This window comes from Streptomyces sp. PSU-S4-23 (assembly GCF_055632315.1).
Map to the genome: position 1 here is coordinate 5,548,461 of NZ_JBVMUU010000002.1, position 22,891 is coordinate 5,571,351.

Below are 22,891 nucleotides of genomic sequence, written 5' to 3' on the forward strand. Positions count from 1 at the left end.
CGGATCCCCGACGACCCCGTAGCGCCGTTTACTTCGCGCGTTCGAAATCGATCGTGCTGTACGCACGCAGCTTGCTCAGCCGGTGCACGGAGTCGATCCGCCGGACCGTGCCGGACTTCGAGCGCATGACGATCGAGTCGGTGGTGGCGGTCTCGGAGCGGTAGCGCACCCCGCGCAGCAGTTCGCCGTCGGTGATGCCGGTGGCGACGAAGAAGACGTTCTCACCGGAGACCAGGTCGTCCGTCATCAGGACCCGGTCGAGGTCGTGGCCCGCGTCGATGGCCCGCTGCCGCTCCTCGTCGTCCTTGGGCCACAGCTTGCCCTGGATCGTGCCGCCCAGGCACTTCACGGCGCAGGCGGAGATGATGCCCTCGGGCGTGCCCCCGATGCCGAGCAGCAGGTCGATGCCCGTGCCCTCGCGCAGCGCGAGGATCGAGCCGGCGACATCGCCGTCCGAGATCAGCTTGATGCGCGCACCGGTCTCCCGGACCTCCCTGATCAGGCCGTCGTGGCGGGGCCGGTCGAGGATGACGACGGTGACGTCCTCGGGCGTGGAGTTCTTGGCCTTCGCAACGCGGCGGATGTTGACGGAGACGGGCGCGTCGATGTCGACGAAGTCGGCCGCCTCGGGGCCGGTGACCAGCTTGTCCATGTAGAACACGGCGGACGGGTCGAACATCGTGCCGCGGTCGGCGGCGGCCAGCACCGCGATCGCGTTCGGCATGCCCTTCGCGGTGAGCGTGGTGCCGTCGATCGGGTCCACGGCGATGTCGCATTCCGGGCCGGTGCCGTCGCCGATCCGCTCCCCGTTGAAGAGCATGGGGGCTTCGTCCTTCTCCCCTTCCCCGATGACGACGACGCCGTTCATCGACACGGTCGAGACGAGGGTCCGCATGGCGCGTACCGCCGCGCCGTCCGCGCCGTTCTTGTCCCCGCGGCCGACCCAGCGGCCCGCCGCCATCGCGGCGGCCTCGGTGACCCGGACCAGTTCGAGGGCGAGGTTGCGGTCGGGGGCCGCGGAGGGAACTTCGAGCTCGGACGGCAGATGATGGTGATTCTCGGTCATCGGAGCGCACCTTTCTGCTGATACGACGACGGCCGGACGAGGGTGATAACCCCTGACTCTATCGCCGGACAGACAAAATGAGCAGCGGGCCCCACGGATGAGCAGATCCCTGCACCTGCGACGATAGGGGCGTGGCAGGTACGAAAGGCAAGCAGAAGACGGTCCGGGACATGATCCTCTCCCTGGGCCTGATCGGGCTGATGGCGGGCGTCATCTACCTCTTCATCCCGCATGACGACCACGCTCCCGACCTCAAGAGGGTCGACTACCGCGTCGAGCTGCTCACGGCGCGCCGCGCCGCGGGCTACCCGGTGGCGGCACCCGAGGGGCTGCCCGATACCTGGAAGGCCACCTCGGTGCGCTTCCGGGGCGACCACTTCGACGCCTGGCACCTCGGCTTCCAGGACCCCGAGGGTCAGTACGTGGCGATCGAGCAGTCCACTCAGAAGGCGTCCGAATTCATCGACGAGGCCAGCCAGGGCGCCGAGGCGACGAAGGTCACCCAGAGCATCGGCGGCCGGACGTGGCAGCGCTACACCGGCGGCCGCTACGACGCGCTCGTGTTCGAGGACAAGGGCTCCACGACCGTGGTTGCCGGAACGGCCTCGTTCGCGCGGCTGACGGCGTTCGCGGAGGCCCTGAAGGCGGAGTGACCCGGGTCACCGGCGGAGGGTGACCCGGCTCACCGGCGGAGGGTGACCCGGCTCACCGGCGGAGGGCGGCCGGGGCCGCCGGCACAGTGGCCGGGGGTCACTGCGAGGGCTCTGCGCCCTCCCCGCCCTCTTCCTCCTCCTCGGCCAGCGCGGCGTCGAGCCGCCTGCGCGCGCCCTCCAGCCATGTGCGGCACACCCGGGCCAGCTCCTCACCCCGCTCCCACAGCGCCAGGGACTCCTCGAGCGTCGTGCCTCCGGCCTCCAGGCGCCGTACGACCTCGATCAACTCGTCCCGCGCCTGCTCGTACCCGAGTGCCTCGTCCGTCTTGCTGGTCATGCGCCCACCCTAGATGTCGACCCGTACCGTGAACTCGCCCTCCGCGACCCGTGCCCGCAGCGTCTCGTCCGCCGACACCTCGTCCGGCGCGCGGACGACATGCCCGTCGGCCTTCTGCAGCACCGCGTACCCCCGCTGCAGCGTGGCCGCCGGGGACAGGGCCACCACGCGCGCGTGCGTGTGCGTGAGCTCCGACTCGGCGCGGTCGAGCAGATGCCCCAGCGTGCGCCGGGCGCGGTCCACCAGCGAGTCGACCTGGCCGGCACGCTCGTCGATCATGCGGTGCGGGTCCTCTATCGAGGGCCGCGCCAGCGCGTGCGCGAGCCCCCGCTCCTCGCGCTCGACGAGCGCCAGCACACACCGCCGCGCCCGGTCCCGCAGCGCCCGTACGCGCTGCAGCTCCTCACCGACGTCCGGCACCACCTTCTTGGCGGCGTCCGTCGGGGTGGAGGCCCGCAGGTCGGCGACGTAGTCGAGCAGCGGATGGTCCGGCTCGTGGCCGATGGCCGACACCACCGGCGTACGACAGCCCGCCACCGCCCGTACGAGCTGCTCGTCCGAGAACGGCAGCAGGTCCTCCACGCTGCCGCCGCCGCGCGCCACGATGATCACGTCGACGTCCTCCAGCGCGTCCAGCTCCTTCACGGCCTGGACGACCTGGGGCACGGCGTGCACACCCTGCACCGCGACGTTGCGCACCTCGAAGCGGACGGCGGGCCAGCGGTGCCGCGCGTTCTCCAGCACGTCCCGCTCGGCCGCCGAGGCCCGGCCGCAGACGAGCCCGACGAGCTGCGGCAGGAACGGCAGCGGCTTCTTGCGCTCGGGCGCGAACAGCCCCTCCGCGTCCAGGGACTTCTTCAACTGCTCCAGCCGTGCGAGCAGTTCACCGACCCCCACGGGCCGTATCTCGGCGGCCCGCAGGGACAGCTGCCCCCGGGGCGCGTACCACTCCGGCTTGGCGTGCACCACCACGCGGGCGCCCTCGCTCACGACGCCGGCGACGGCGTCGAACACCTGCCGGTAGCAGGTGACGCCGACGGAGATGTCGTACGACGGATCGCGCAGCGTCAGGAAGACGACACCGGCGCCGGGCCGCCGCGACAGCTGCGTGATCTGCCCCTCGACCCATACGGCCCCGAGCCGGTCGATCCACCCCCCGATGAGCCGCGACACCTCGCCGACGGGCAGCGGGTTCTCCGCGGACGTGTTCACAGCCATGAGCCCGAGCGTAACGGCCGGTACCGACAAAGCCGTCCAGGCCGGCATGCCACCGGACACCGGGGGACCGCGCCGGGCCCGCCGACGGCCGGGAAGGCGATCTCGGAGCCGCCGGGCGCGGCCTTACGATGGTGCACATGACCGCTTCGTCTGGCCGCCGTGTTCTGCTCGCCGCCCCCAGGGGCTACTGCGCGGGCGTCGACCGTGCCGTGATCGCCGTCGAGAAGGCCCTGGAGCAGTACGGGGCCCCGATCTACGTCCGCCACGAGATCGTCCACAACAAGTACGTCGTGCAGACCCTGGAGAAGAAGGGTGCGATCTTCGTCGAGCGGACGGAAGAGGTGCCGCCGGGGAACATCGTCATGTTCTCCGCGCACGGTGTCGCACCCGTGGTCCACGACGAGGCCGAACGGGGCCGGCTGGCCACCATCGACGCGACCTGCCCGCTGGTCACCAAGGTCCACAAGGAGGCCGTCCGGTTCGCCAAGGAGGACTACGACATCCTCCTGATCGGCCACGAGGGCCATGAGGAGGTCATCGGGACGTCCGGCGAGGCCCCGGACCACATCCAGCTCGTCGACGGCCCCGATGACGTCGCGGGCGTCGAGGTGCGCGACCCGTCGAAGGTCGTCTGGCTGTCCCAGACCACCCTCTCGGTCGACGAGACCATGGAGACGGTCGACGCGCTCAAGGAGCGGTTCCCGCAGCTGATCTCCCCGCCCAGCGACGACATCTGCTACGCCACGCAGAACCGCCAGCTCGCCGTGAAGCGGATGGGCGCCGAGGCGGACCTGGTGATCGTGGTCGGCTCGCGGAACTCCTCCAACTCCAAGCGGCTGGTCGAGGTGGCCAAGCTCGCCGGCGCGCGCGAGGCATACCTCGTGGACTTCGCCGACGAGATCGACGAGGCGTGGCTGGAGGACGTGTCGACGGTCGGCGTGACCTCCGGTGCCTCCGTTCCCGAGGTCCTGGTCGAGCAGGTCCTGGAGTGGCTCACGGGGCACGGCTTCGAGGACGTCGAGATCGTCAAGGCGGCCGAGGAGTCCATCGCCTTCTCGCTCCCCAAGGAACTCCGCCGCGACCTGCGCGCCGAGGCGGCGGCACTCGCGGCGGAGCGCACCGGCGGGAAGTGACGTCCCGTCCTGGACGTGAGGCCACGTCCGGTCGGTGACGCCACGCCTGGGAGGTGACGCCACGTCCGGTCGGTGACGCCACGCCTGGGAGGTGACGCCACGTCCGGAACATGGCCCCGGGCCCACGCCGTACCGTGGTGTGCATGCAGATCTTCGGTGTGGACATCGGCGGATCCGGAATCAAGGGCGCTCCTGTGGACCTCGGCCTGGGCACCCTGGCGGACGAGCGCTTCAAGGTGCTCACCCCGCATCCGGCGACGCCCGACCGCGTGGCCGACGGGGTGAAGGAGGTCGTCGGCCACTTCGGCTGGACGGGGCCGGTCGGCATCACGTTCCCCGGCGTGGTCACCGGCGGCTCCACGATCCGCACCGCGGCGAACGTCGACAGCGGCTGGATCGACACGGACGCGCGCGCCCTGCTCGGCGAGCGCCTGGGCGGTCTCCCGGTGACCGTGGTGAACGACGCGGACGCGGCCGGTGTGGCGGAGATGCAGTTCGGGGCGGGCCGCGACCGCCGGGGCACGGTCATCCTGCTCACCTTCGGCACGGGCATCGGCAGCGCCCTGTTCAGCGACGGCGTCCTGGTCCCGAACACGGAGCTGGGCCATCTGCAGCTCAACGGCCACGACGCGGAGAAGCGGGCCTCCTCCAAGGCCAAGGAGGACCAGAACCTGACCTGGGAGCACTGGGCCCGCCGAGTGCAGAAGTACCTCGCCCATGTGGAGATGCTGTTCTCCCCGGAGCTGTTCATCATCGGCGGGGGAGTCAGCCGCAAGTCGCACAAGTTCCTGCCGCTGATCGAGGGCGTCAAGGCGGAGATCGTCCCGGCCCGGCTGCAGAACAACGCGGGGATCGTCGGGGCCGCGATGAGGGCGGCGCAGGCAGGGTAGCGGCCACCGCCACCGCCACCGCCACTGCGGCCGGCCGGCGGGTACGCGGCTCAGGCCGCGCCGCGGCGCTGTGCCGCCCGGCGGCGCATCATCCGCACCCTGCGCACGGTGGCGATGGCGCCCGCGATGAGGGTGCCGCCGTACAGCCAGCCCGCCTGGGTGGCGAGCGCGGTGAACAGCCCCACCAGATGTCCGGCGAACCCGCTGTCGCCGTCGGTCACGGTCAGCAGACCGGCGGCGAAGGCGATCGGCACCACCACGGGCGGGGCCACCAGGTCCCCGCGCCGCACCCACAGCGCGGTCAGTGCGCACACGGGCAGGAACAGCACCCCGTAGACCGTGAGCGACCCCTCGAACAGCAGCCGGTCGAGGGATCCGAGCACCGCCATCGTGGCGATGCCGAACAGTCCGCCGCCGAGGCCGGTGAGCCGGGGATTGGGCAGGCGCCGTGCCGTGGGGGCGGACGGCGAGGAGGGCGCTCGCTGGGCGGGCGGACGCCGCCGGGGGCCGGTGCTCCCCGCTCTCGGCTGGCGTTCCGGGTCGCCGGGCCGGGCGGCAGCACCGGACCGCCCCGTCGCAGCCGCGTCCCTGCGGCCCTGCGGGGGAAGAGGCGCACCGCGTCGCTGTCCGTGGTGCGGAAGTCGCGTCCTGTGTTGCTCCACTGGACCAACTTAGGTCGGTTTATGTGCGGAATGACCTCTCAGACACGCCGTTGTTCGCGAGCTTGGCCAAGCGTTCGACACCTCGCCGGGGAGAGTCCGCGCACGCCGTAGACTGGGGGATCGGCCCGCACACACTCCTGACGGACCCGGGCCCACCCAGCCCAGTCCAGTCCTCCTCTCTCACGTACGGGAAGTCGCAACGTGTCGCTCACGATCGGAATCGTCGGTCTGCCCAATGTCGGCAAGTCGACCCTGTTCAACGCCCTGACCAAGAACGACGTGCTGGCGGCCAACTACCCGTTCGCCACGATCGAGCCGAACGTCGGCGTGGTCGGCGTCCCCGACGCCCGTCTCACCAAGCTGGCCGAAATCTTCGGCTCGCAGCGGATCCTCCCGGCGACGGTCGACTTCGTCGACATCGCGGGCATCGTGCGCGGCGCGAGCGAGGGCGAGGGCCTGGGCAACAAGTTCCTGGCGCACATCCGTGAGTCCGACGCGGTCTGCCAGGTCATCCGTGCCTTCAAGGACGAGAACGTCGTGCACGTGGACGGCAGGGTCTCGCCCAAGGAGGACATCGAGACGATCAACACCGAGCTGATCCTCGCGGACGTGCAGACGATCGAGAAGGTGCTGCCGCGCCTCCAGAAGGAGTCGCGGATCAAGAAGGACGTCGCCCCGAAGGTGAAGGCCGTCGAGGAGGCGAAGGAGATCCTGGACAAGGGCGACACCCTGTTCGCGCACGGCATCGTCCAGGGCACCGAGCGCGCCGCGCCCCTCCACGACCTGCACCTGCTGACCACCAAGCCCTTCCTCTACGTCTTCAACGTCGACGAGGACGAGCTGACGGACGACGCCTTCAAGGACGAGCAGCGCGCCCTGGTGGCCCCCGCCGAGGCGATCTTCCTCAACGCCAAGCTGGAGGCGGACCTCGCCGAGCTGGACGAGGACGAGGCCCTCGAACTCCTGCAGTCGGTCGGCCAGGACGAGCCGGGCCTGGCGACCCTGGCCCGCGTCGGCTTCGACACCCTGGGCCTGCAGACGTACCTCACGGCGGGCCCGAAGGAGGCCCGCGCCTGGACGATCAGGAAGGGCGCCACCGCCCCCGAGGCCGCCGGCGTCATCCACACCGACTTCCAGAAGGGCTTCATCAAGGCGGAGGTCATCTCCTTCGAGGACCTGGTCGCCACGGGCTCGGTCGCCGAGGCCCGCGCCAAGGGCAAGGCGCGGATGGAGGGCAAGGACTACGTGATGCAGGACGGTGATGTGGTGGAGTTCCGCTTCAACGTGTGAATTTTTCCGCCCCCTGGCCTCGTGTGTGAAGCCGCAGGTCAGGGGGCTTGTCATGCGTCGTGGATACTGTGTTCGGCGGCGTTCTTCCAGAACGTTCAAGACTCGGGGCGGCGGCAGCTGTCTTCACGTTTCCGCAGGTCGACGGTATGGCACGCTCTTCGACAGCGGTGAGTGACGCCTTGGTTACGGTGATGGATGCTGGATTCCTGCTGGATGATCTGACGGATGGTCATTCCCCGTAGGCCGGTGTCCGGTACGCGGCGGAGGCTACTTCTGTTCGGTGGTGCCGATGGTCGGGCGCCGGTGGCCCCCGTGTCTCCCCCCGGTCGGTGGCGAGTCCGTTGTGCCTGGAGGGGGTCGGCCTGCAGTCCTTCTCCGGCGTCACGAGCACCGACGGTCTGGCCCCGGACTGGGCGCTGGACGGCGGTCAGGTGGCGGCCGCGGCCCGGGAAGCTCGGCACCGGCCGGCTCGTCGGCGCCGCCGTGCCCGTCGGCCTGCCGGGCCCGCACGTCGTCGAGCATGTTCGCCACGGCGGGGTTGAAGCCCCGCGATCCTTGGCGGGTGCTGGGCTGGAGTGACCGGTCGCTGAGATCCATCGGCTGGAGAAAGTGTCAATGGTCGGCTGCTTGTCGTCGTCTGCGGGACTGGCTGTTTGGCGTTGCGTACTGGGTCGGTAGCTCCCTTCGGATGGTCGCCTGGGCGCACTTCAGGCAATCACTGATGTCCAACGCCTTTCATGGAAGTAAACGAACCGTTCTTTTGCGTACGGATGGGTGTTTGATTATCTGATCTTGAGGAAGTGCTTGATCTTCGATTGATCTGGCCCTGCCATGCTCCTCAATCGCCAAGCGATTGTGATGGGTTCGTCAAATGCTCGGGGGTGGGGTGTGGGGGATTCGGGGGGCAGACGTGTGTGGCCGCTGCGTACGGCGTGGCTGGCCGCAACCGCGCTGTTGATTCAGCCTCTTGCGGGTGCGGCTGTCGCGGATACGGCCGGCGCTGTGGTCAGGGACGGGGGTTCCACTTCCGCAGCCTCTCTCTCGCCGGAGGCGGCTGCCTCGCAGAAGGCGATGGCGACTGGTTCTTCGGTCGAGGTTGTCGAGGACCGTACGGAGTACGCGACGACGTCCGCCAACCCGGACGGCATGACGTTCACGCTGGATCAGTCGGCCGTACCGGTGCGGGTGCGCCATGGTGACGGGTCGTGGGTGGCGCCTGATCCGACGCTTGAAGTGCGGGCGGATGGTTCGGTGGGTCCGAAGGCGGCGGTGGTGGATCTGGCGTTCTCCGGCGGGGGTGATGGCTCGGGGCTGGTGGCCATCGCCCGGGACGGCAAGTCCCTGCGGCTGGGCTGGCCGGGGAAGTTGCCGAAGCCGACGCTGGACGGGACGAGCGCGGTCTACGCCGATGTGCTTCCCGGCGTGGACTTGCGGATGACGGCGACGGCGGAGGGCTTCCGTGAGCTGCTCATCGTGAAGACTCCCGAGGCGGCGGCAGATCCGGCGCTGAAGAAGGTCGCCTTCTCGCTGCAGTCGGACGGGCTGGCGGTCGCGCCCACGGGCGGCGGCGGGATGACCGCCGTGGACGACAACGCTCGCCCGGTCTTCTCGGCCCCCGCCGCACTCATGTGGGATTCGCAAGGCGATGCCGCCACCACGGCCACCGCGTCGGTGCGGACGGCCGCGTTCAGCCAGGTGACCGGCCCGTCGCCGTCGCCGGCCTCCACCACCGACCCCTCGACCGGTACGCAGGACGATCCGACGGCGGGACCGGGTGACGGGGACGCGTCGGCGGTGCTGCCGGTCCAGGTCGGTCCGGATTCGCTGGCCGTGGTGCCGGATACGACTCTGCTGGGGAACAGCGCCAGCAGCGCGTTCCCGATCTACATCGACCCGAGCGTCGGGCTGGATCAGACGGCCCACACGTATCTGCGCTCGGACGGTGTCTCCGACTTCAACTGGGGCAACGGCAGCAACAACGAGGGCAAGGGCATGGGCCACTGCTCCTCGTGGAACGGCTACTACTGCGGGCCCGGGTACACCGAGCGGCTGTATTTCCAGTTCTCGCCCAGCAGCCTGGCGGGCAAGAAGGTGCTGTCGGCGACGTTCCGTGCTACGGAGAGCTGGTCGTTCACGTGTGACGCGCGGTGGGTCGACCTGCACCGCACGGGCAATATCTCCTCGTCCACCACTTGGTCCACGCGCCCGTCGAACCTGGGCACGATGGCAAGCCGTGCCGTCTCGGCGGGGCGTGGGTCTCTGTGCGACCCGTCGCAGCCGGATGCTCCCATCGAGTTCACGGGTTCGGCCCTGACGTCTGCGGTCGGGGATTTCGCGGCGGGGAAGTTCTCCCGGCTGACTCTCATGCTGAAGGCCCGGGACGAGACGGACACGAGCGCCTGGAAGCGGTTTCGGAACGATGCGGTGCTGTCGGTGACGTATGTCGGGCTTCCCGCGGTGCCGACCAAGGCGGGCCTGGTCGAGGGGAGCGCCGTCAGCTGTGAGACGGATGCCGCCAAGCCGGATGTGATCGCTGATCCCACACCGTCCCTGACCGCGACGGCGTGGACGGCGACGGGCGGCGGCAGCGGGGCGAGCCTGCGGGCGCACTTCTACGTCCAGCAGAAGAACAGTGACGGCACGTGGTCGGTGGCGACGGAGCCGGTGCGGCCCACCAGCGGCTACGTCGGCAACGGTGTCGTGGTCACGTATCCCTCGCCGATCACGTTGTCCGAGGGGACGCTGTACCGGCTGGCGGTGTTCAGCCGCTCGTACTACGACAGCGGTGCCAGTCTTCTGGAGTCGCACAGCACGGTGACGACCAAGGGCTGGTGCTACTTCAGGGTGGATTCCACCGCCCCGAAGGCGCCGACGGTGACCTTCGGGGGTCCGTACTCCGAGTGCACGGCCAACGCTTGTGACCCCGCCGGTGGTCCGGGCGTGCAGGGCCAGTTCACCTTCTCCCCGGCCTCGGGCGACACCAACGCCGCTTACGAGTACAGGCTGGCGACCTCCACTGCCTGGTCCCAGCCCATCTCGGGGAACGTCGTCTCCAAGGGGATCACACCGCAACTGGCGGGCACACAGCAACTCGAGGTACGGGCGCAGGACAGCGTCGGTAACTGGGGCGCGAAGACGATCGTGAAGTTCAACGTCGCGCAGGGGCAGACGGCGATCGGCCGCTGGCACTTCGACGACGCGGCCCCGGGCTCGGGGGTGACCACGGCCGCGGATACGGCGACGGAGGGCAGCACCCGCCACCCGGCGACCCTGTACACCGCCGGCGCGGGCTGGTCGTCGCTCGCGCGCCGGGGTGAGGGGGACCGGTCGCTGTGGTTGAACGACACCTCCAACACCACGAACCAGTCCGGGTACGCGGCCACGGACGCACCGGTGGTCAACACCCAGTCGTCGTTCACGGTCTCGGCATGGGCCTACCTGGCGGAGGATTCCGCCTTCCGCACGGTGCTGTCGGAGACGGGCAGCGACGGCTCCGGGTTCGCGCTGTACTACTCACCGGGCGTCCAGCGGTGGGTGTTCCTGTGGAACTGGTACGAGAACGGTGTCCGCAAGTACCTGGGTGCGAACGCGGACGCGGCGGGTGTGCCGTTGAAGGCGTGGACGCATCTGACCGGCGTGTACGACGCCCAGGCCCGCACGATCTCCCTGTATGTCAACGGCCGTTTGCAGGGGGCGCCGGTGGCGCTGCCCAGCACCTCGGACGCCACGGCCAGCGACGGCGCTCTGCAGTTCGGCCGGGCCAGCTTCACTCCGGGCAGTTACGTGAACTACTGGCGGGGTCGCGTCGACGAGGTGGCCGTGTGGCAGCGGGCCCTGACGGGCGATGAGGTCGCTGTGGGCGATCAGTTGCTCGACGCGAACGGCGCGCCGAGCGTGGAATTGATGGGCGCCTGGAACCCGGATGGCGCGAGCGGCACCGCGCTGGCGGACTCCGCCTCCGGCTACGGCCGCACGCTCACGCTGTCCGGCGGTGCCTCGCTCGACGGGCAGGCCATCGTCCTGAACGGCACGGACGGCGCGGCCACCAGCCCTGGCCCGGTGCTGGACGACACGGCCTCATTCACTGCCACCACTTTGGTGGACGTGGACCGTGGCGCGCTGCTGTCCAAGCCGGTCGGTTACACGGCCCAGGTAGTGGGCCAGCGCAGCGCGGACGGTTCCGCCTGGGGCTTCTGGTACCGGTTGACGGGGACGGACATCGACCCGGCCACGGATACGACCGTACCGGTCGGCAACTGGTACTTCGGCAGGCTGAACACGGACGGCGGTTTCGACGGGGTGGTCTCCGACGAGGCTGCGGTTCTGGGCAGTTCGGTGCGGATGACCGGCACGTACGATGCCCCGTCCGGGACGATCCACTTCTATCTCGGGCCCGACGAGAACGGCGCCGACAGCATCCACCCCTACACAGCGGTGGCGGGGTCCGGCGAGTTCGCGGCCGGTGAGGGATACGTCGGCGGAGCATGGGGTCGCTACCTGCCCGGAAAGATCACCGATATCCGCCTGTGGGCCGGCGCTATGGCCGGCCAGCAAGTCACCGACACCATCGGGTGACCCTCACCGGGTGGCGCGGCGTCAGACAGCCGCCCCACCCGGCCAGGCCCCTCGATTCCTTGATCTTTTGATCCCTTGGCGTGCGCAGGCGGCCGACAGCGGTCGCGGGAGGCTAGTCATGAGTTCCGGCATGAAAGCTCGTTGGATCGGCAGTGCTCTGACCCGCGGTGTCCTGTTTCCGTGGCGTGCACCGGCATCGAGGCAGGTGGTACGGCGTCGGCGGGCACCTGTTGTCGCGGCTCTGTGCATGGCGCTGGTCGTACCGGCAGGATTGGGCGGGCCCGATGCTCATGCTGCCGGTGGCGCCCTGGGCAAGCCGGAACTGCCCCGGCAGCGGGTCGACAAGGTGCAGAAGCATCCAGGCCTGGGCGCGAAGAAGACACGTGAGCAGGTCGCGAGAACCAAGGCCGCCAACGCGGCACAAGCCGACCGGGCACGTGTCCAGCAGCACACCGCCTGGCCCACCGCCGCCGTGGTGACCGGGCGGATACCCGGGCAGGGCGCGGCGCAGCTGACCGCGGGTGGACTGCCCGTCACCGTCTCACCCGGCCGGGGGACCAACCTGGCCGCCGGTCAGGTTCAGGTGCGGGTTCTGGGGCAGCAGCAGGCGCGGGCAGCGGGTATCAAGGGCGTGCTGCTGACGGCGTCGGCCACCGAGCCGGGCTCCGCCCAGGTGAGCGTGGACTACTCGGCGTTCGCCTCCGCCTACGGCGGCGACTGGTCTGGCCGCCTGCAGTTGGTCCGACTCCCGGCTTGCGTGCTGACCACACCGCAGAAGGCCGCCTGCCGGACGCAGACTCCGCTCGGCTCGCACAACAACACCGGCGGACAGACGCTGTCCGCCAAAGTCAGCCTGGGCGCGGCACGCCACGGTACCGACACGGTGCGGGCCTCGCGTTCGGCGCCGCGCACCTCACTGATGACCGCCGGCACGACGTCCTCGGCCACGGTGCTGGCCGTGACCGCCACATCATCTGGGGAGTCGGCGTCCGGCGCCGGTAACCATGCGGCCAGCCCGCTGTCGGCCTCCTCCAGTTGGGAAGCGGGCGGTTCCTCGGGTGCCTTCACCTGGTCGTATCCCTTGAGTGCCCCGCCGGCCGCCGCGGGACCGGCTCCGCAGCTTTCGTTGTCGTACGACTCCGGGAGCGTGGACGGCAGGACGGCGTCGACGAACAACCAGGGGACTCTGGTCGGTGAGGGCTTCGACCTGACGTCCTCCTACGTCGAGCGGTCCTACGGCTCGTGCGATGACGACGGCCAGAACGGCAAGTACGACCTGTGCTGGAAGTACGACAACGCCTCGCTGGTGCTCAACGGCAAGTCCACCGAACTGGTGAAGGACGACACCACCGGCACCTGGCACCTGAAGGACGACGACGCCTCCACCGTCACCCACTCCACCGGCGCCGACAACGGCGACAACGACGGCGAGTACTGGACCGTCACCACCGGCGACGGCACCAAGTACGTGTTCGGGCTGAACAAGCTGCCGGGCGCGGACACCCAGCGCACCAACGCCGTATGGACGGTGCCGGTGTTCGGCGACGACTCCGGCGAGCCCGGCTACGATCAGGGATCCGCCTTCGCCGACCGGGCCCTGGCTCAGGCGTGGCGATGGAACCTGGACTACGTCGTGGACCCGCACGGCAACGCGATGTCATCCTGGTACACCGCCGAGACCAACTACTACGCCAAGAACGGCGCCACCACCGGCACCGCCCAGTACACGCGCGGCGGCTACCTCACCAAGATCCTCTACGGTCAGAACAAGGACACCCTGTTCACCGGCACCGCCTCGGACGAGGTCACCTTCGGCTACGACGAACGCTGCACCGCCTCCGACTGCTCCTCGCTGACCTCCTCCACCGCCTCCAACTGGCCCGACGTCCCCTTCGACTCCATCTGCGCCTCCGGCGCGGACTGCAACGCCGCCAACCCGGCCTTCTTCACCCGTAAGCGCCTCACCAGCATCGACACCCATGCCTGGTCGGCTGCCTCGAGCACCTACACGACGGTCGACTCCTGGGCGCTCACCCACCAGTTCCTGGACCCGGGCGACATCGGGGACAGCTCGGACCAGACCCTGGTCCTGAAGAGCATCCAGCACACCGGCAGAAACGGCACCGCCATCTCCCTGGACCCGGTGGCGTTCACCTACCAGATGCGAGCCAACCGGGTCGACTCCTCCACCGACAACATCCTGCCGTTGAACCGGCCCCGCATCGCCAGTGTCACCTCCGAGACCGGCGCGATCACCACCGTGACGCTGTCGAACCCGGAGTGCGTACGCGGCTCGAACATGCCGTCGTCCGAGGACAACGACACGATGAGCTGCTACCCGGTCTACTGGCACATCAACGGCGCCATGGAGGCGTCCCTGGACTGGTTCAACAAGTACCGGGTGCTGGACGTCGTCACCTCCGAGCCCACCGGGCTCGGCGAGACGATGGAGAACCACTACAGCTACTCCGGACCGGCCTGGCACTACAACAACGACCCGATCACCCCGGCCACGGAGCGCACCTGGTCCGACTGGCGCGGCTACCGCACCGTCACGGCCCTCAAGGGGGCGTCCACCGAGACGCAGTCCAAGACGGTGACCGTGTACCTGCAGGGCATGGACGGCGACAAGCAGAAGGACGGCACGACTCGCTCCGTCTCCGTCCCGGGCATCGGCTTCACCGGCCTGAGCGTGGCCGCCCAGACCGACTACGACCGCTTCGCGGGCTTCACACGCGAGCAGGTCACGTACAACGGCTCCGCGCCTGTCTCCGTGACGGTCAACTACCCGTGGTCCCATCTCACGGCCAGCCAGCAGAAGTCGTACGCCAGCATCGAGGCGTACTTCATCCGCACGTACAAGACCGAGACGTCCACCTACCTGACCGCCACCTCCAGCTGGCGCACCCACAGCGTGAACACCAGCTTCGACGGCTACGGCATGCCCGTCAGCGTCAACGACTCCGGCCAGCTCGGCCTCAGCGGCGACGAGACCTGCACCCGCACCTGGTACGCCCGCAACGACAGCCTGGGCATCAACTCCCTGGTCTCCCGCACCCGGGTCGTCGGCCGAGTATGCTCCACCACCGAGACCGCCCTGAACCTGCCGGCCTCCTCCAGTACCCGCGGGGACGTGCTGTCCGACACCGCCGCCGTCTACGACGCCCCCACCGCCACCTCCTGGACCGCCTCCCAGACACCGACCCTCGGCGACGCCACCTGGAGTGGACGTGCTTCCGCCTACCCCGCCACGGCCACGAACGGCGAGCGGTACCCCACGTCCTGGCAGACCGTCGCCAAGACGGGTTACGACAGCCTGGGCCGACCGACGAGCGTGACCGATGCGGCAGGCAATCCGACCTCCACCGCCTACACCCCGACCACCACGGGGCCGCTGACCAAGATCACGGTCACCAACGCCAAGACCCAGAAGACGTACACCTACCTGGACTACGCCCGCGGCACGACCGTGAAGTCCTACGACGTCAACAACAAGCCGACCGAGTCCACGTATGACGCCCTGGGCCGCGTGACCGCCACCTGGCTGCCCAACCACCTCCGCGCCGCCGGATACGGCGCCAACTACACCTACGCCTACTCCGTCAGCAACAGCGCCCCGTCCTGGTCCGCCACTTCGACCATCCTCGCCGAGGGCGTCTACAACACCACCTACACGATCTACGACTCGCTGCTGCGACCACTGCAGACCCAGTCCCCGACCGCCAACGGCGGCCGACTGCTGACCGACACCCGCTACGACAGCCGCGGCTTGGCCTACGAGACCTACGCCGACGTCTTCGACTCCACCGCGACCCCATCCGGCAGTTACGCCAGGGCCCGATACGGCGGCGCGCCGAAGCAGACCGACACCGTCTTCGACGGCGCCGAACGCCCGACCACCAGCACCCTGTACGTCTACGGTGTCAACAAGTGGTCCACCACCACCAGCTACACCGGTGACTCCACCGCCACCACCGCCCTGACCGGCGGCTCCGCGGTCCGCACCCTCACCGACGTCTTCGGCCGCACCACCGAACAGCGCGAGTACTCCGGCACCAGCCCGGCCGACACCGCCTACGGCGCGGGCGTCGGCGCCGCCTACACCTCCACGACCTACACCTACACCCGCGACGGCAAGCCGGACACGATCACGGGCCCTGACGGCACCCAGTGGTCCTACACCTACGACCTGTTCGGCCGCCAGGTCACGGCGGCGGACCCGGACAAGGGGACGGCCACCACGTCGTACACCGACCTGGACCAGGTCGCCACCACCACGGACTCCCGCAACACCACCCTCCTGTACGGCTACGACCAACTCGGCCGCAGGACCGACCAGTGGCAGACCTCCAAGACCGACGCGAACAAACTCGCCCACTGGGCCTACGACACCCTCGCCAAAGGACAGCTGGACTCCTCCACCAGCTACGTCGGCGGCGTGACCGGCACGGCCTACACCCGGAAGGTCACCGCCTACGACAGCCTGTACCGGCCCACCACCACCCAGCTGGTCCTGCCCTCCACCGACGCCCTGGTCACCTCCGGCGCCGTCGCCTCCACCCTGTCGTTCTCGACGTACTACAACCTCAGCGGCACCCAGCAGTACATCTCCGAACCCGCCGCCGCGGGCCTGGCCGCAGAAAAGACCGTCACCCACTACAACAACGTCGGCCTGCCCACCGACGTCGCCGGCACCAGTGACTACCTGCTGGGCGCCAGCTACTCGGCCACCGGCCGGATCCAGCAGCTCACCCTGGGCACGTCCGCAGCCGAAGGCATCAAGAAGGCGTACATCACCAACACCTGGGAGGAAGGCACCGACCGGCTCAAGCAGTCCGCCGTCACCGACCAGACCCACAACTACGAACTGCAGGAACTGAACTACACCTACGACGACGCGGGCAACGTCACCGCCATCACCGACCCCACCACCCTCGGCGGCACCGGCAAGGCCGACAACCAGTGCTTCACCTACGACGGACACCGGCGCCTGACCGAGGCCTGGACCCCCACCACCGCCGACTGCTCCACCTCCGGCCGCACCACCGCCAACCTCGCCGGCGCGAGCCCCTACTGGACCTCGTACACCTACACCGACAGCGGCCTGCGCACCACAGAGACCACCCACACGTCAGCCGGCGACACCACCAACACCTACTGCTACAACGCCGGCCGGCCCCACGCACTGACCGCCACCACCACGGCCTCCTCCTGCACGGGCGTCACCGCCACCTACGCCTACGACAACACCGGCAACACCACCGCCCGCCCTAACGGCCCCGACACCCAGACCCTCACCTGGAACCCCGAAGGCCGGCTCGACACCCTCACCGAAAAGACCAGCTCCGGCACCACCAAGAGCACCACCAGCCACATCTACGACGCCGACGGCGCCCTCCTGATCCGCCGCAACACCAGCGCAGAGACCGTCCTCTACCTGGACGGCGGCACCGAGGTCCACCTCGACACCTCCACCCCGACCGCCAAGTACTGGGCCCAGCGCTACTACACCGCCGACGGCTTTACCATCGCCCTGCGCACCAACCAGACCGGCACCGAGACCCTCTCCTGGCTCGCCGCCGACCAGCACGGCACCAGCAGCCTGGCCGTCGACGCCACCACGCAGGCGATCACCAAGCGCTACACCACCCCCTTCGGAGCCCCACGCTCCGGCGGCACCGGCGCCTGGCCCGACGACAAGGCCTTCCTCGGTAAGTCCACCGACACCACCACCGGCCTCACCCACATCGGCGCACGCGAATACGACCCCACCACCGGCCGCTTCATCAGCGTCGACCCACTCCTGGAGACCGACAAACCGCAGACTCTCAACGGCTACACCTACAGCGCCAACAATCCCGCCACCTTCGTCGACTCCACCGGTGAAGGGCTGGCCTGCGGCCGCGGGTTCGATGCGGGCTGCGGCAACGGCGTCGTCACTCACGGCGATGGCAGCAGGTCCAAGAACGGCAACCCGACCGGCGGCGGAGTAGCACCCGGGTACGCCGGTACAGCCTCCACCAGCAGCACCGGCAAGACCAGCAGCGGCGGCCATCAGAAGAGTGGCGGCTCCTCGTGGGGATGGCTGTCGGATGCCGTCGACTACGGCTCCGCGATCTTCTCCCAGCCCGAGATCTGGTGGGGCTCCGCGGAAACCGCAGGCAGCATGATCCTCATGGGCATCGGCGGGGACGCCACCGTCGCCGGTCTCGGCCTGTGCCTCACCGGCGTCGGCTGTCTCGCCGGCGCCCCCGTCGCCGCAACCGGCGTAACACTGGTCGGAGTCGGCGCCACCGGCACAGCGGACGGCATCGGACGCATCAACGACGGACTGGGAAAGGCATTCTCGGAGGCAAGCAGCGAATCTTCCGGTTCCTCCGCTGGGTCGAGAACTTTTACTTCCGACGATCCGCTCGTGGGCGATGTGGCTAACGAGATCGAGGCGAAGTACCCTGGCTTGGTTGAGGACGTCAACGTTCCAGTCAATCGCTCTGATGGGTCCACTCTGACCGATTTCGACATTGAGCTTAAGAACGCTGTTATTCAAGTTAAGGCAGGTCCCGGGAAGGGCGCCGGGGCCCAGGTGACACGAACTCAGGAGGGGACGGGCAAGCCAGTGATCGTCTACGGCCCGAAGCTGCGTCCGAGTGTGATCAAGGAAGTGAACAGCCGCGGCGGAATTGGTGTGACGTCGATGGACGACCTCCTGGCGGTGGTGGCACCGTGAATTCACTGATCGCATGTGTGCCACGAAGCGTGACCTCTCAGGACGTCCGCGACCAATTGCTCGCCTCCGGAATGTATGTGGAATTTCGAGACAGTCGCATCACCGTGTCGTGTGAAGGGGCGCTTGCGTGGATCGAAAGAGACTCGGATGGCGAGCTTGAGAGACAGTATGAGCCGAGTGAGCTTTCCGTTGTAAGTGGACTCCTCGGACGATGGGTGGGCTTCATCATCGACTATCGATCAATAGAGGTCGCCGCTATGATCGTGGCGGCGATGTGTGAGCGGTGGCCCTGCGTGGTGGACGATGAAGATGGATTCCTCGGGTGGGGGCGAGAGTACCTTGAACGCCGCCGTTCTGAGGGCAGTTCCGCTCGTTGAACGACGTACTCCGCACCTGGGGATTTAGGTTTCCAGTCAGCGGGGTCGGGTTCCTTCGAAATCGGCTCCAAGACCGGCTGCCAGTACGACCTGGCCGACTGCTCCAAGACGGTCCAGAAGGACGTGGGCTACGACCCCCGCACGGGCAAGGCCGATCCCTCCAAGGGCACCGCCGCCACCAGCAGCACCGGCAAGACCAGCAGCGGCGGCCATCAGAAGAGTGGCGGCTCCTCGTGGGGATGGCTGTCGGATGCCGTCGACTACGGCTCCGCGATCTTCTCCCAGCCCGAGATCTGGTGGGGCTCCGCGGAAACCGCAGGCAGCATGATCCTCATGGGCATCGGCGGGGACGCCACCGTCGCCGGTCTCGGCCTGTGCCTCACCGGCGTCGGCTGCCTCGCCGGCGCCCCCGTCGCCGCAACCGGCGTAACACTGGTCGGAGTCGGCGCCACCGGCACAGCGGACGGCATCGGACGCATCAACGACGGACTGGGCAAGGCATTCAGGGAAGCGGACGGGGAGGCGAGCGGTGGTCGGGCGGCGCAAGAATATGGTGATGCATACGAAGAGTTCCTGCAGGAGAAGCTTGGTGGAGGTGGGGGATTCTCTGAGAAAGGGCGCCAGTTTGATGGCGCATATGTAGACCCTGCGACGGGAAGGGGGACATGGTACGAGGCAAAGTCGGGAAGTTTCTTCGAAAACACTCTCAAGAACCCTAAGCGGTTGAGTAAGTTTTACTCTACTGAGGGGCAGAAGGCCAGGATTGCAGCTGAGCAGGGAGTCGACTACAAGGTGATATCGGAGAATCCTATTCCCGGACAGATTACGAACTGGCTCAGCAAGAAGGGTATTCCATGGGAAGTGATCTCAAGGTGACTTCGGCCGGAGAGGGTGTGAAGTTGTGACCAGATCTGTAGACGTTGACTTTACGTTCAATGGGCCGATCGACATTCCCGTGATGCTACGCACCCTGCTGGAGGCGGGCGTGAGGCCTTCAGTGACAGGTGAGGTGACCTATCTGATTGATGAAGATGGAATGTTCGACTGGCAGACGGCTCAGGCTTCTCTGCTAGATGAAGTCATCTCCAAGATGGCAGAGTCGCGGTGGGATGATCGGGTCGTTGGAATTACGCTTCTTTTCCCGGGGGAGGAGTGCGGAGGGGATGTTCTATTTCATCCGGGTCGCACTTCGATCTCCTATGTAATCAATATTAATCCGAAATATCTGCCAGGCCCTTCTCGGTTTTGTGACATTGGTTGGTATTTGGAGAAATTGGTGCCCCTATTTGAGCCGCTTGGTCTATTGGAAGTCGAGGCGCGGGATTCTCCATAGGGTGGATTCGGCGTCATTTTCCCGGGCGATTCGGTGGCGGTGGTTGCGCGGTGAAGTCGTTCAACTCGGTCATTCTCGACCCTGACTTCGGACAATTCGGCCCGGACCTGCTTCAACTCCGTCTGAAGGACCGGCGATCACCCGCACCAAGTCGTAGTGCGACGGCTCCCTGCGACTGGCGGAGCCCACGAACGACCCGACGGCTAATCCTCCAGACAGGTCGCCGACGGTCCTGAGTAGTCACGAAGTTGCGGATTCTCAAGTGCTGCAATCGGCCTTGACCGCGTACGAGATCATGGTCCGGGAACCACCACGGATGAGCTCCTGAGCCCTTCCCCGCCTCGGCTTGCGGAGTTGAGGCGGGGTGAGGACTGTCTGGATGAGGCTGGTAGGCGGGTGGTGCTGCACCGGCGTCTCGGTGGTGGGACGGCGCGTGTTCAGGCGCTGAACGGGCGCCGCTGCGCGGATGTGTTCGCGTGCTGGATCGCCGCTGGATCGCGGCCCCACGATGGGCGATCGCTGCAGGTGACAGCCGAGTCGTCGATGTTCCGCTTCAACGTCTAATACGTTCGGCGAAAGGCCGTCTGACCTGCGACGGAGCGGGTTGGGCGGCCTTTGCGGTCCGCGCAGAGTCCGCAGCGTGCTGACTTCGGTCAGCGCGCGGGGGAGCGGCTACCGGGATTCATTCGCAGTGCATCGGGCTTCAGCCCGGTGGTGAAGCGAATCTGATGGTTGCGACGCGGAGCGTCGCGGTTTCTTGTCCGGCGGAGCCGGGCAGGGCTCACACCGGCCGGTTCTGCTGCTCGATGTACTGCCTGACCACGGACAGCGGGGCGCCCCCGACGGTCCCGGCGAAGTAGGAACCGGACCACAGCTTGTTGGCCCGCCAGTAGTGACGGACCAGGTCGGGGAATTCCTGGCGCAGACGGCGCGAGGAGACGCCCTTGAGGGAGTTCACCAGCTTGGTGACGGCGACCTTGGGCGGGAAGTTCACCAACAGGTGGACATGGTTGTCCTCGCCGTTGAACTCCACCAGTGTGCACTCGAAGTCCATGCAGACCGACCGCATGATCTCCTCCATCCGTGCCAGATGGGCATCGGTGAACACCTTATGCCGGAACTTGGTCACGAAAACCAAGTGAACATGCATTACGAAAGCACAGTGCCGACCAGTTCTGATCTCCTGCATCTCACCCATAACCCAAGTATGTATTGTGCCCGGCATGCAGCTTCGGTACAGCTTCCGCCTGTACCCGGACACCGGCCAGCGCACCGCGCTGGCCAAAGCGTTCGGGTGTGCTCGCGTCGTGTTCAACGACTGCGTGCGCGCTCGTGAGGACGCCCGGAAGGCGGGCAGACCGTTCCCGAAGGCCGGTGAGCTGTCGAAGAAGCTGATCACCCAGGCGAAGCAGAGCGAGCCCCGGTCCTGGCTGGGCGAGGTCTCCTCCGTGGTCCTGCAGCAGTCCCTGCGCGATGCCGAGGCCGCCTACAAGAACTTCTTCGCCTCCCTCCAGGGCACCCGCAAGGGCCCGAAAGTCGGCTCGCCCCGGTTCAAGTCCCGTAAGGACTCCCGGCAGTCGATCCGGTTCACCGCCAACGCCCGCTGGAACCTGGACCAGTCCGGTCGCCTGAACCTCCCCAAGATCGGGGCAGTAAAGGTCACATGGTCCCGCGCCCTGCCCACCACCCCCACCTCGGTCACCGTGATCAAGGATTCCGCAGGGCGGTACTTCGCCTCCTTCGTCATCGACACCGACCCACTGGCGGACGCGGCCAGGATGTCCGACACCGACCAGACCATCGGCATCGACCTGGGTCTGACCCACTTCGCCGTGCTGTCCACCGGCGAGAAGATCGACTCCCCGCGGTTCCTGCGCCGCGCTGAGAAGAAGCTGAAGAAGGCCCAGCGGGAGCTGTCCCGTAAGCAGAAAGGCTCGAAGAACCGCGAGAAGGCCCGTCTGAAGGTCGCCCGAACCCACGCCAAGGTCACCGACGCACGCCACGAGTTCCACCACCAGCTCTCCACCCGCCTGATCTCCGAGAACCAAGGGATCGCCGTGGAGGACCTGTCGGTGACGGGACTGGCGCGCACCAGGCTGGCCAAGTCCGTCCATGACGCCGGCTGGTCGAAGTTCGTGGCCATGCTGGAGTACAAGGCACAGAGATACGGGCGCATCCTGGTGAGGATCGGCCGGTTCGAGCCGACGAGCCAGACCTGCTCCACCTGCGGCGTCAAGGACGGCCCCAAGCCCCTCGACGTGCGGGAATGGCTCTGCGCCGCCTGCGGCACCGTCCACGACCGGGACACCAACGCCGCGATCAACGTAAAGACGGCCGCCGGACTGGCGGTATCGGCCTGCGGAGCGCCGGTAAGACCAGAACCCGTTCTGGCACAGCGCGAAGAAACAGGAAGCCACGGACTCCCGACCGGGCCCTGTGCCGCGTAGCGGCACAGCAACGATCGAGAAGGCCAGAATCCTCGGGCTTCAGCCCGAGGAGCAAGTCAAGCCGCTTCGTCGACCTGTGGCTGGGCATCGGCGGATTGGTCCGCGTACGCCTTGTCGACGGCGGCCCGGGTCCGCTCCTCGGAGTCGGGCCACAGGCGGGTGTAGTTGTTTCAGGGTCATCGC

General features: G+C 67.9%; 14 protein-coding genes. 9 read left to right on the forward strand and 5 right to left on the reverse strand.

All coding sequences use genetic code 11. The annotated features are described in order from the left end of the window. Nucleotides 1-28 precede the first annotated feature (28 nt). Entirely contained in the window at nt 29-1,066 is a 1,038-nt protein-coding gene (glpX, locus tag ACZ79I_RS25515) for a class II fructose-bisphosphatase (RefSeq protein ID WP_471499794.1), read from the reverse strand. 131 nt (nt 1,067-1,197) lie between these two features. Between glpX and ACZ79I_RS25520 the strand changes: the two genes are divergently transcribed. Beyond that, nucleotides 1,198-1,719, forward strand: a complete 522-nt coding sequence (locus ACZ79I_RS25520; protein ID WP_471499795.1) for a DUF4245 domain-containing protein — start codon at nt 1,198-1,200, stop codon at nt 1,717-1,719. Nucleotides 1,720-1,816: 97 nt separating this feature from the next. Here ACZ79I_RS25520 and ACZ79I_RS25525 read toward each other — a convergent pair whose 3' ends face one another. Beyond that, on the reverse strand, nt 1,817-2,056 hold the full coding sequence (locus ACZ79I_RS25525; protein ID WP_471499796.1) for an exodeoxyribonuclease VII small subunit: 240 nt from the start codon (nt 2,054-2,056) through the stop codon (nt 1,817-1,819). A 9-nt stretch (nt 2,057-2,065) separates the two neighbouring features. Further along, nucleotides 2,066-3,274 carry an exodeoxyribonuclease VII large subunit gene (gene xseA / locus ACZ79I_RS25530; RefSeq protein WP_471499797.1) on the reverse strand — a complete coding sequence of 403 codons (1,209 nt, stop codon included), beginning with the start codon at nt 3,272-3,274 and terminating at the stop codon, nt 2,066-2,068. A 137-nt stretch (nt 3,275-3,411) separates the two neighbouring features. On the opposite strand from xseA, the gene ACZ79I_RS25535 reads away from it, so the two are divergent. Together ACZ79I_RS25535 and ppgK are read left to right on the forward strand one after the other, a co-directional pair. After that, nucleotides 3,412-4,407 carry a 4-hydroxy-3-methylbut-2-enyl diphosphate reductase gene (locus tag ACZ79I_RS25535; protein WP_471499798.1) on the forward strand — a complete coding sequence of 332 codons (996 nt, stop codon included), beginning with the start codon at nt 3,412-3,414 and terminating at the stop codon, nt 4,405-4,407. 143 nt (nt 4,408-4,550) lie between these two features. Further along, the gene (gene ppgK, locus ACZ79I_RS25540) at nt 4,551-5,297 is read left to right on the forward strand and encodes a polyphosphate--glucose phosphotransferase (RefSeq protein WP_471499799.1); all 747 of its coding nucleotides are present in this window, start codon (nt 4,551-4,553) and stop codon (nt 5,295-5,297) included. Nucleotides 5,298-5,347: 50 nt separating this feature from the next. Here the strand turns inward: ppgK and ACZ79I_RS25545 are convergent, their stop codons facing one another. After that, the gene (locus ACZ79I_RS25545) at nt 5,348-5,959 is read right to left on the reverse strand and encodes a DUF6542 domain-containing protein (protein WP_471499800.1); all 612 of its coding nucleotides are present in this window, start codon (nt 5,957-5,959) and stop codon (nt 5,348-5,350) included. 201 nt (nt 5,960-6,160) lie between these two features. Between ACZ79I_RS25545 and ychF the strand changes: the two genes are divergently transcribed. The 5 genes from ychF (at nt 6,161) to ACZ79I_RS25570 (ending at nt 20,261) form a co-directional block, all read left to right on the forward strand. After that, a complete protein-coding gene (ychF, locus tag ACZ79I_RS25550; protein ID WP_471499801.1) occupies nt 6,161-7,249 on the forward strand; it encodes a redox-regulated ATPase YchF in 1,089 nt (362 codons plus the stop codon). A 1,071-nt stretch (nt 7,250-8,320) separates the two neighbouring features. Next, complete coding sequence (locus tag ACZ79I_RS25555) at nt 8,321-11,824, forward strand: LamG-like jellyroll fold domain-containing protein (protein WP_471499802.1); 3,504 nt, start codon at nt 8,321-8,323, stop codon at nt 11,822-11,824. A gap of 247 nt (nt 11,825-12,071) precedes the next feature. Further along, nucleotides 12,072-18,551, forward strand: coding sequence for an RHS repeat domain-containing protein (locus tag ACZ79I_RS25560; RefSeq protein ID WP_471499803.1), 6,480 nt, complete (start codon nt 12,072-12,074; stop codon nt 18,549-18,551). A 500-nt stretch (nt 18,552-19,051) separates the two neighbouring features. Then, the gene (locus tag ACZ79I_RS25565) at nt 19,052-19,804 is read left to right on the forward strand and encodes a hypothetical protein (RefSeq protein WP_471499804.1); all 753 of its coding nucleotides are present in this window, start codon (nt 19,052-19,054) and stop codon (nt 19,802-19,804) included. A 25-nt stretch (nt 19,805-19,829) separates the two neighbouring features. Continuing rightward, complete coding sequence (locus ACZ79I_RS25570) at nt 19,830-20,261, forward strand: hypothetical protein (RefSeq protein ID WP_471499805.1); 432 nt, start codon at nt 19,830-19,832, stop codon at nt 20,259-20,261. A 781-nt stretch (nt 20,262-21,042) separates the two neighbouring features. On the opposite strand, the gene tnpA is transcribed toward ACZ79I_RS25570, so the two are convergent. Beyond that, nucleotides 21,043-21,459 (reverse strand): IS200/IS605 family transposase, encoded by a 417-nt coding sequence (tnpA, locus tag ACZ79I_RS25575; RefSeq protein WP_471499806.1) that lies wholly within the window; start codon nt 21,457-21,459, stop codon nt 21,043-21,045. 25 nt (nt 21,460-21,484) lie between these two features. Here tnpA and ACZ79I_RS25580 point away from each other — a divergent pair, with 25 nt between their 5' ends. Then, nucleotides 21,485-22,708, forward strand: a complete 1,224-nt coding sequence (locus tag ACZ79I_RS25580; RefSeq protein WP_471499807.1) for an RNA-guided endonuclease InsQ/TnpB family protein — start codon at nt 21,485-21,487, stop codon at nt 22,706-22,708. The last annotated feature ends 183 nt before the right edge of the window (nt 22,709-22,891 follow it).

Excerpts from the sequence above, each read along its gene's own strand:
- glpX (WP_471499794.1), bottom strand. The coding sequence starts at position 1,066 with ATGACCGAGAATCACCATCATCTGCCGTCCGAGCTCGAAGTTCCCTCC.
- ACZ79I_RS25525 (WP_471499796.1), bottom strand. The coding sequence starts at position 2,056 with ATGACCAGCAAGACGGACGAGGCACTCGGGTACGAGCAGGCGCGGGAC.
- xseA (WP_471499797.1), bottom strand. The coding sequence starts at position 3,274 with ATGGCTGTGAACACGTCCGCGGAGAACCCGCTGCCCGTCGGCGAGGTG.
- ACZ79I_RS25535 (WP_471499798.1), top strand. The coding sequence starts at position 3,412 with ATGACCGCTTCGTCTGGCCGCCGTGTTCTGCTCGCCGCCCCCAGGGGC.
- ppgK (WP_471499799.1), top strand. The coding sequence starts at position 4,551 with ATGCAGATCTTCGGTGTGGACATCGGCGGATCCGGAATCAAGGGCGCT.
- ACZ79I_RS25555 (WP_471499802.1), top strand. The coding sequence starts at position 8,321 with ATGGCGACTGGTTCTTCGGTCGAGGTTGTCGAGGACCGTACGGAGTAC.
- ACZ79I_RS25560 (WP_471499803.1), top strand. The coding sequence starts at position 12,072 with ATGGCGCTGGTCGTACCGGCAGGATTGGGCGGGCCCGATGCTCATGCT.
- tnpA (WP_471499806.1), bottom strand. The coding sequence starts at position 21,459 with ATGGGTGAGATGCAGGAGATCAGAACTGGTCGGCACTGTGCTTTCGTA.
- ACZ79I_RS25580 (WP_471499807.1), top strand. The coding sequence starts at position 21,485 with ATGCAGCTTCGGTACAGCTTCCGCCTGTACCCGGACACCGGCCAGCGC.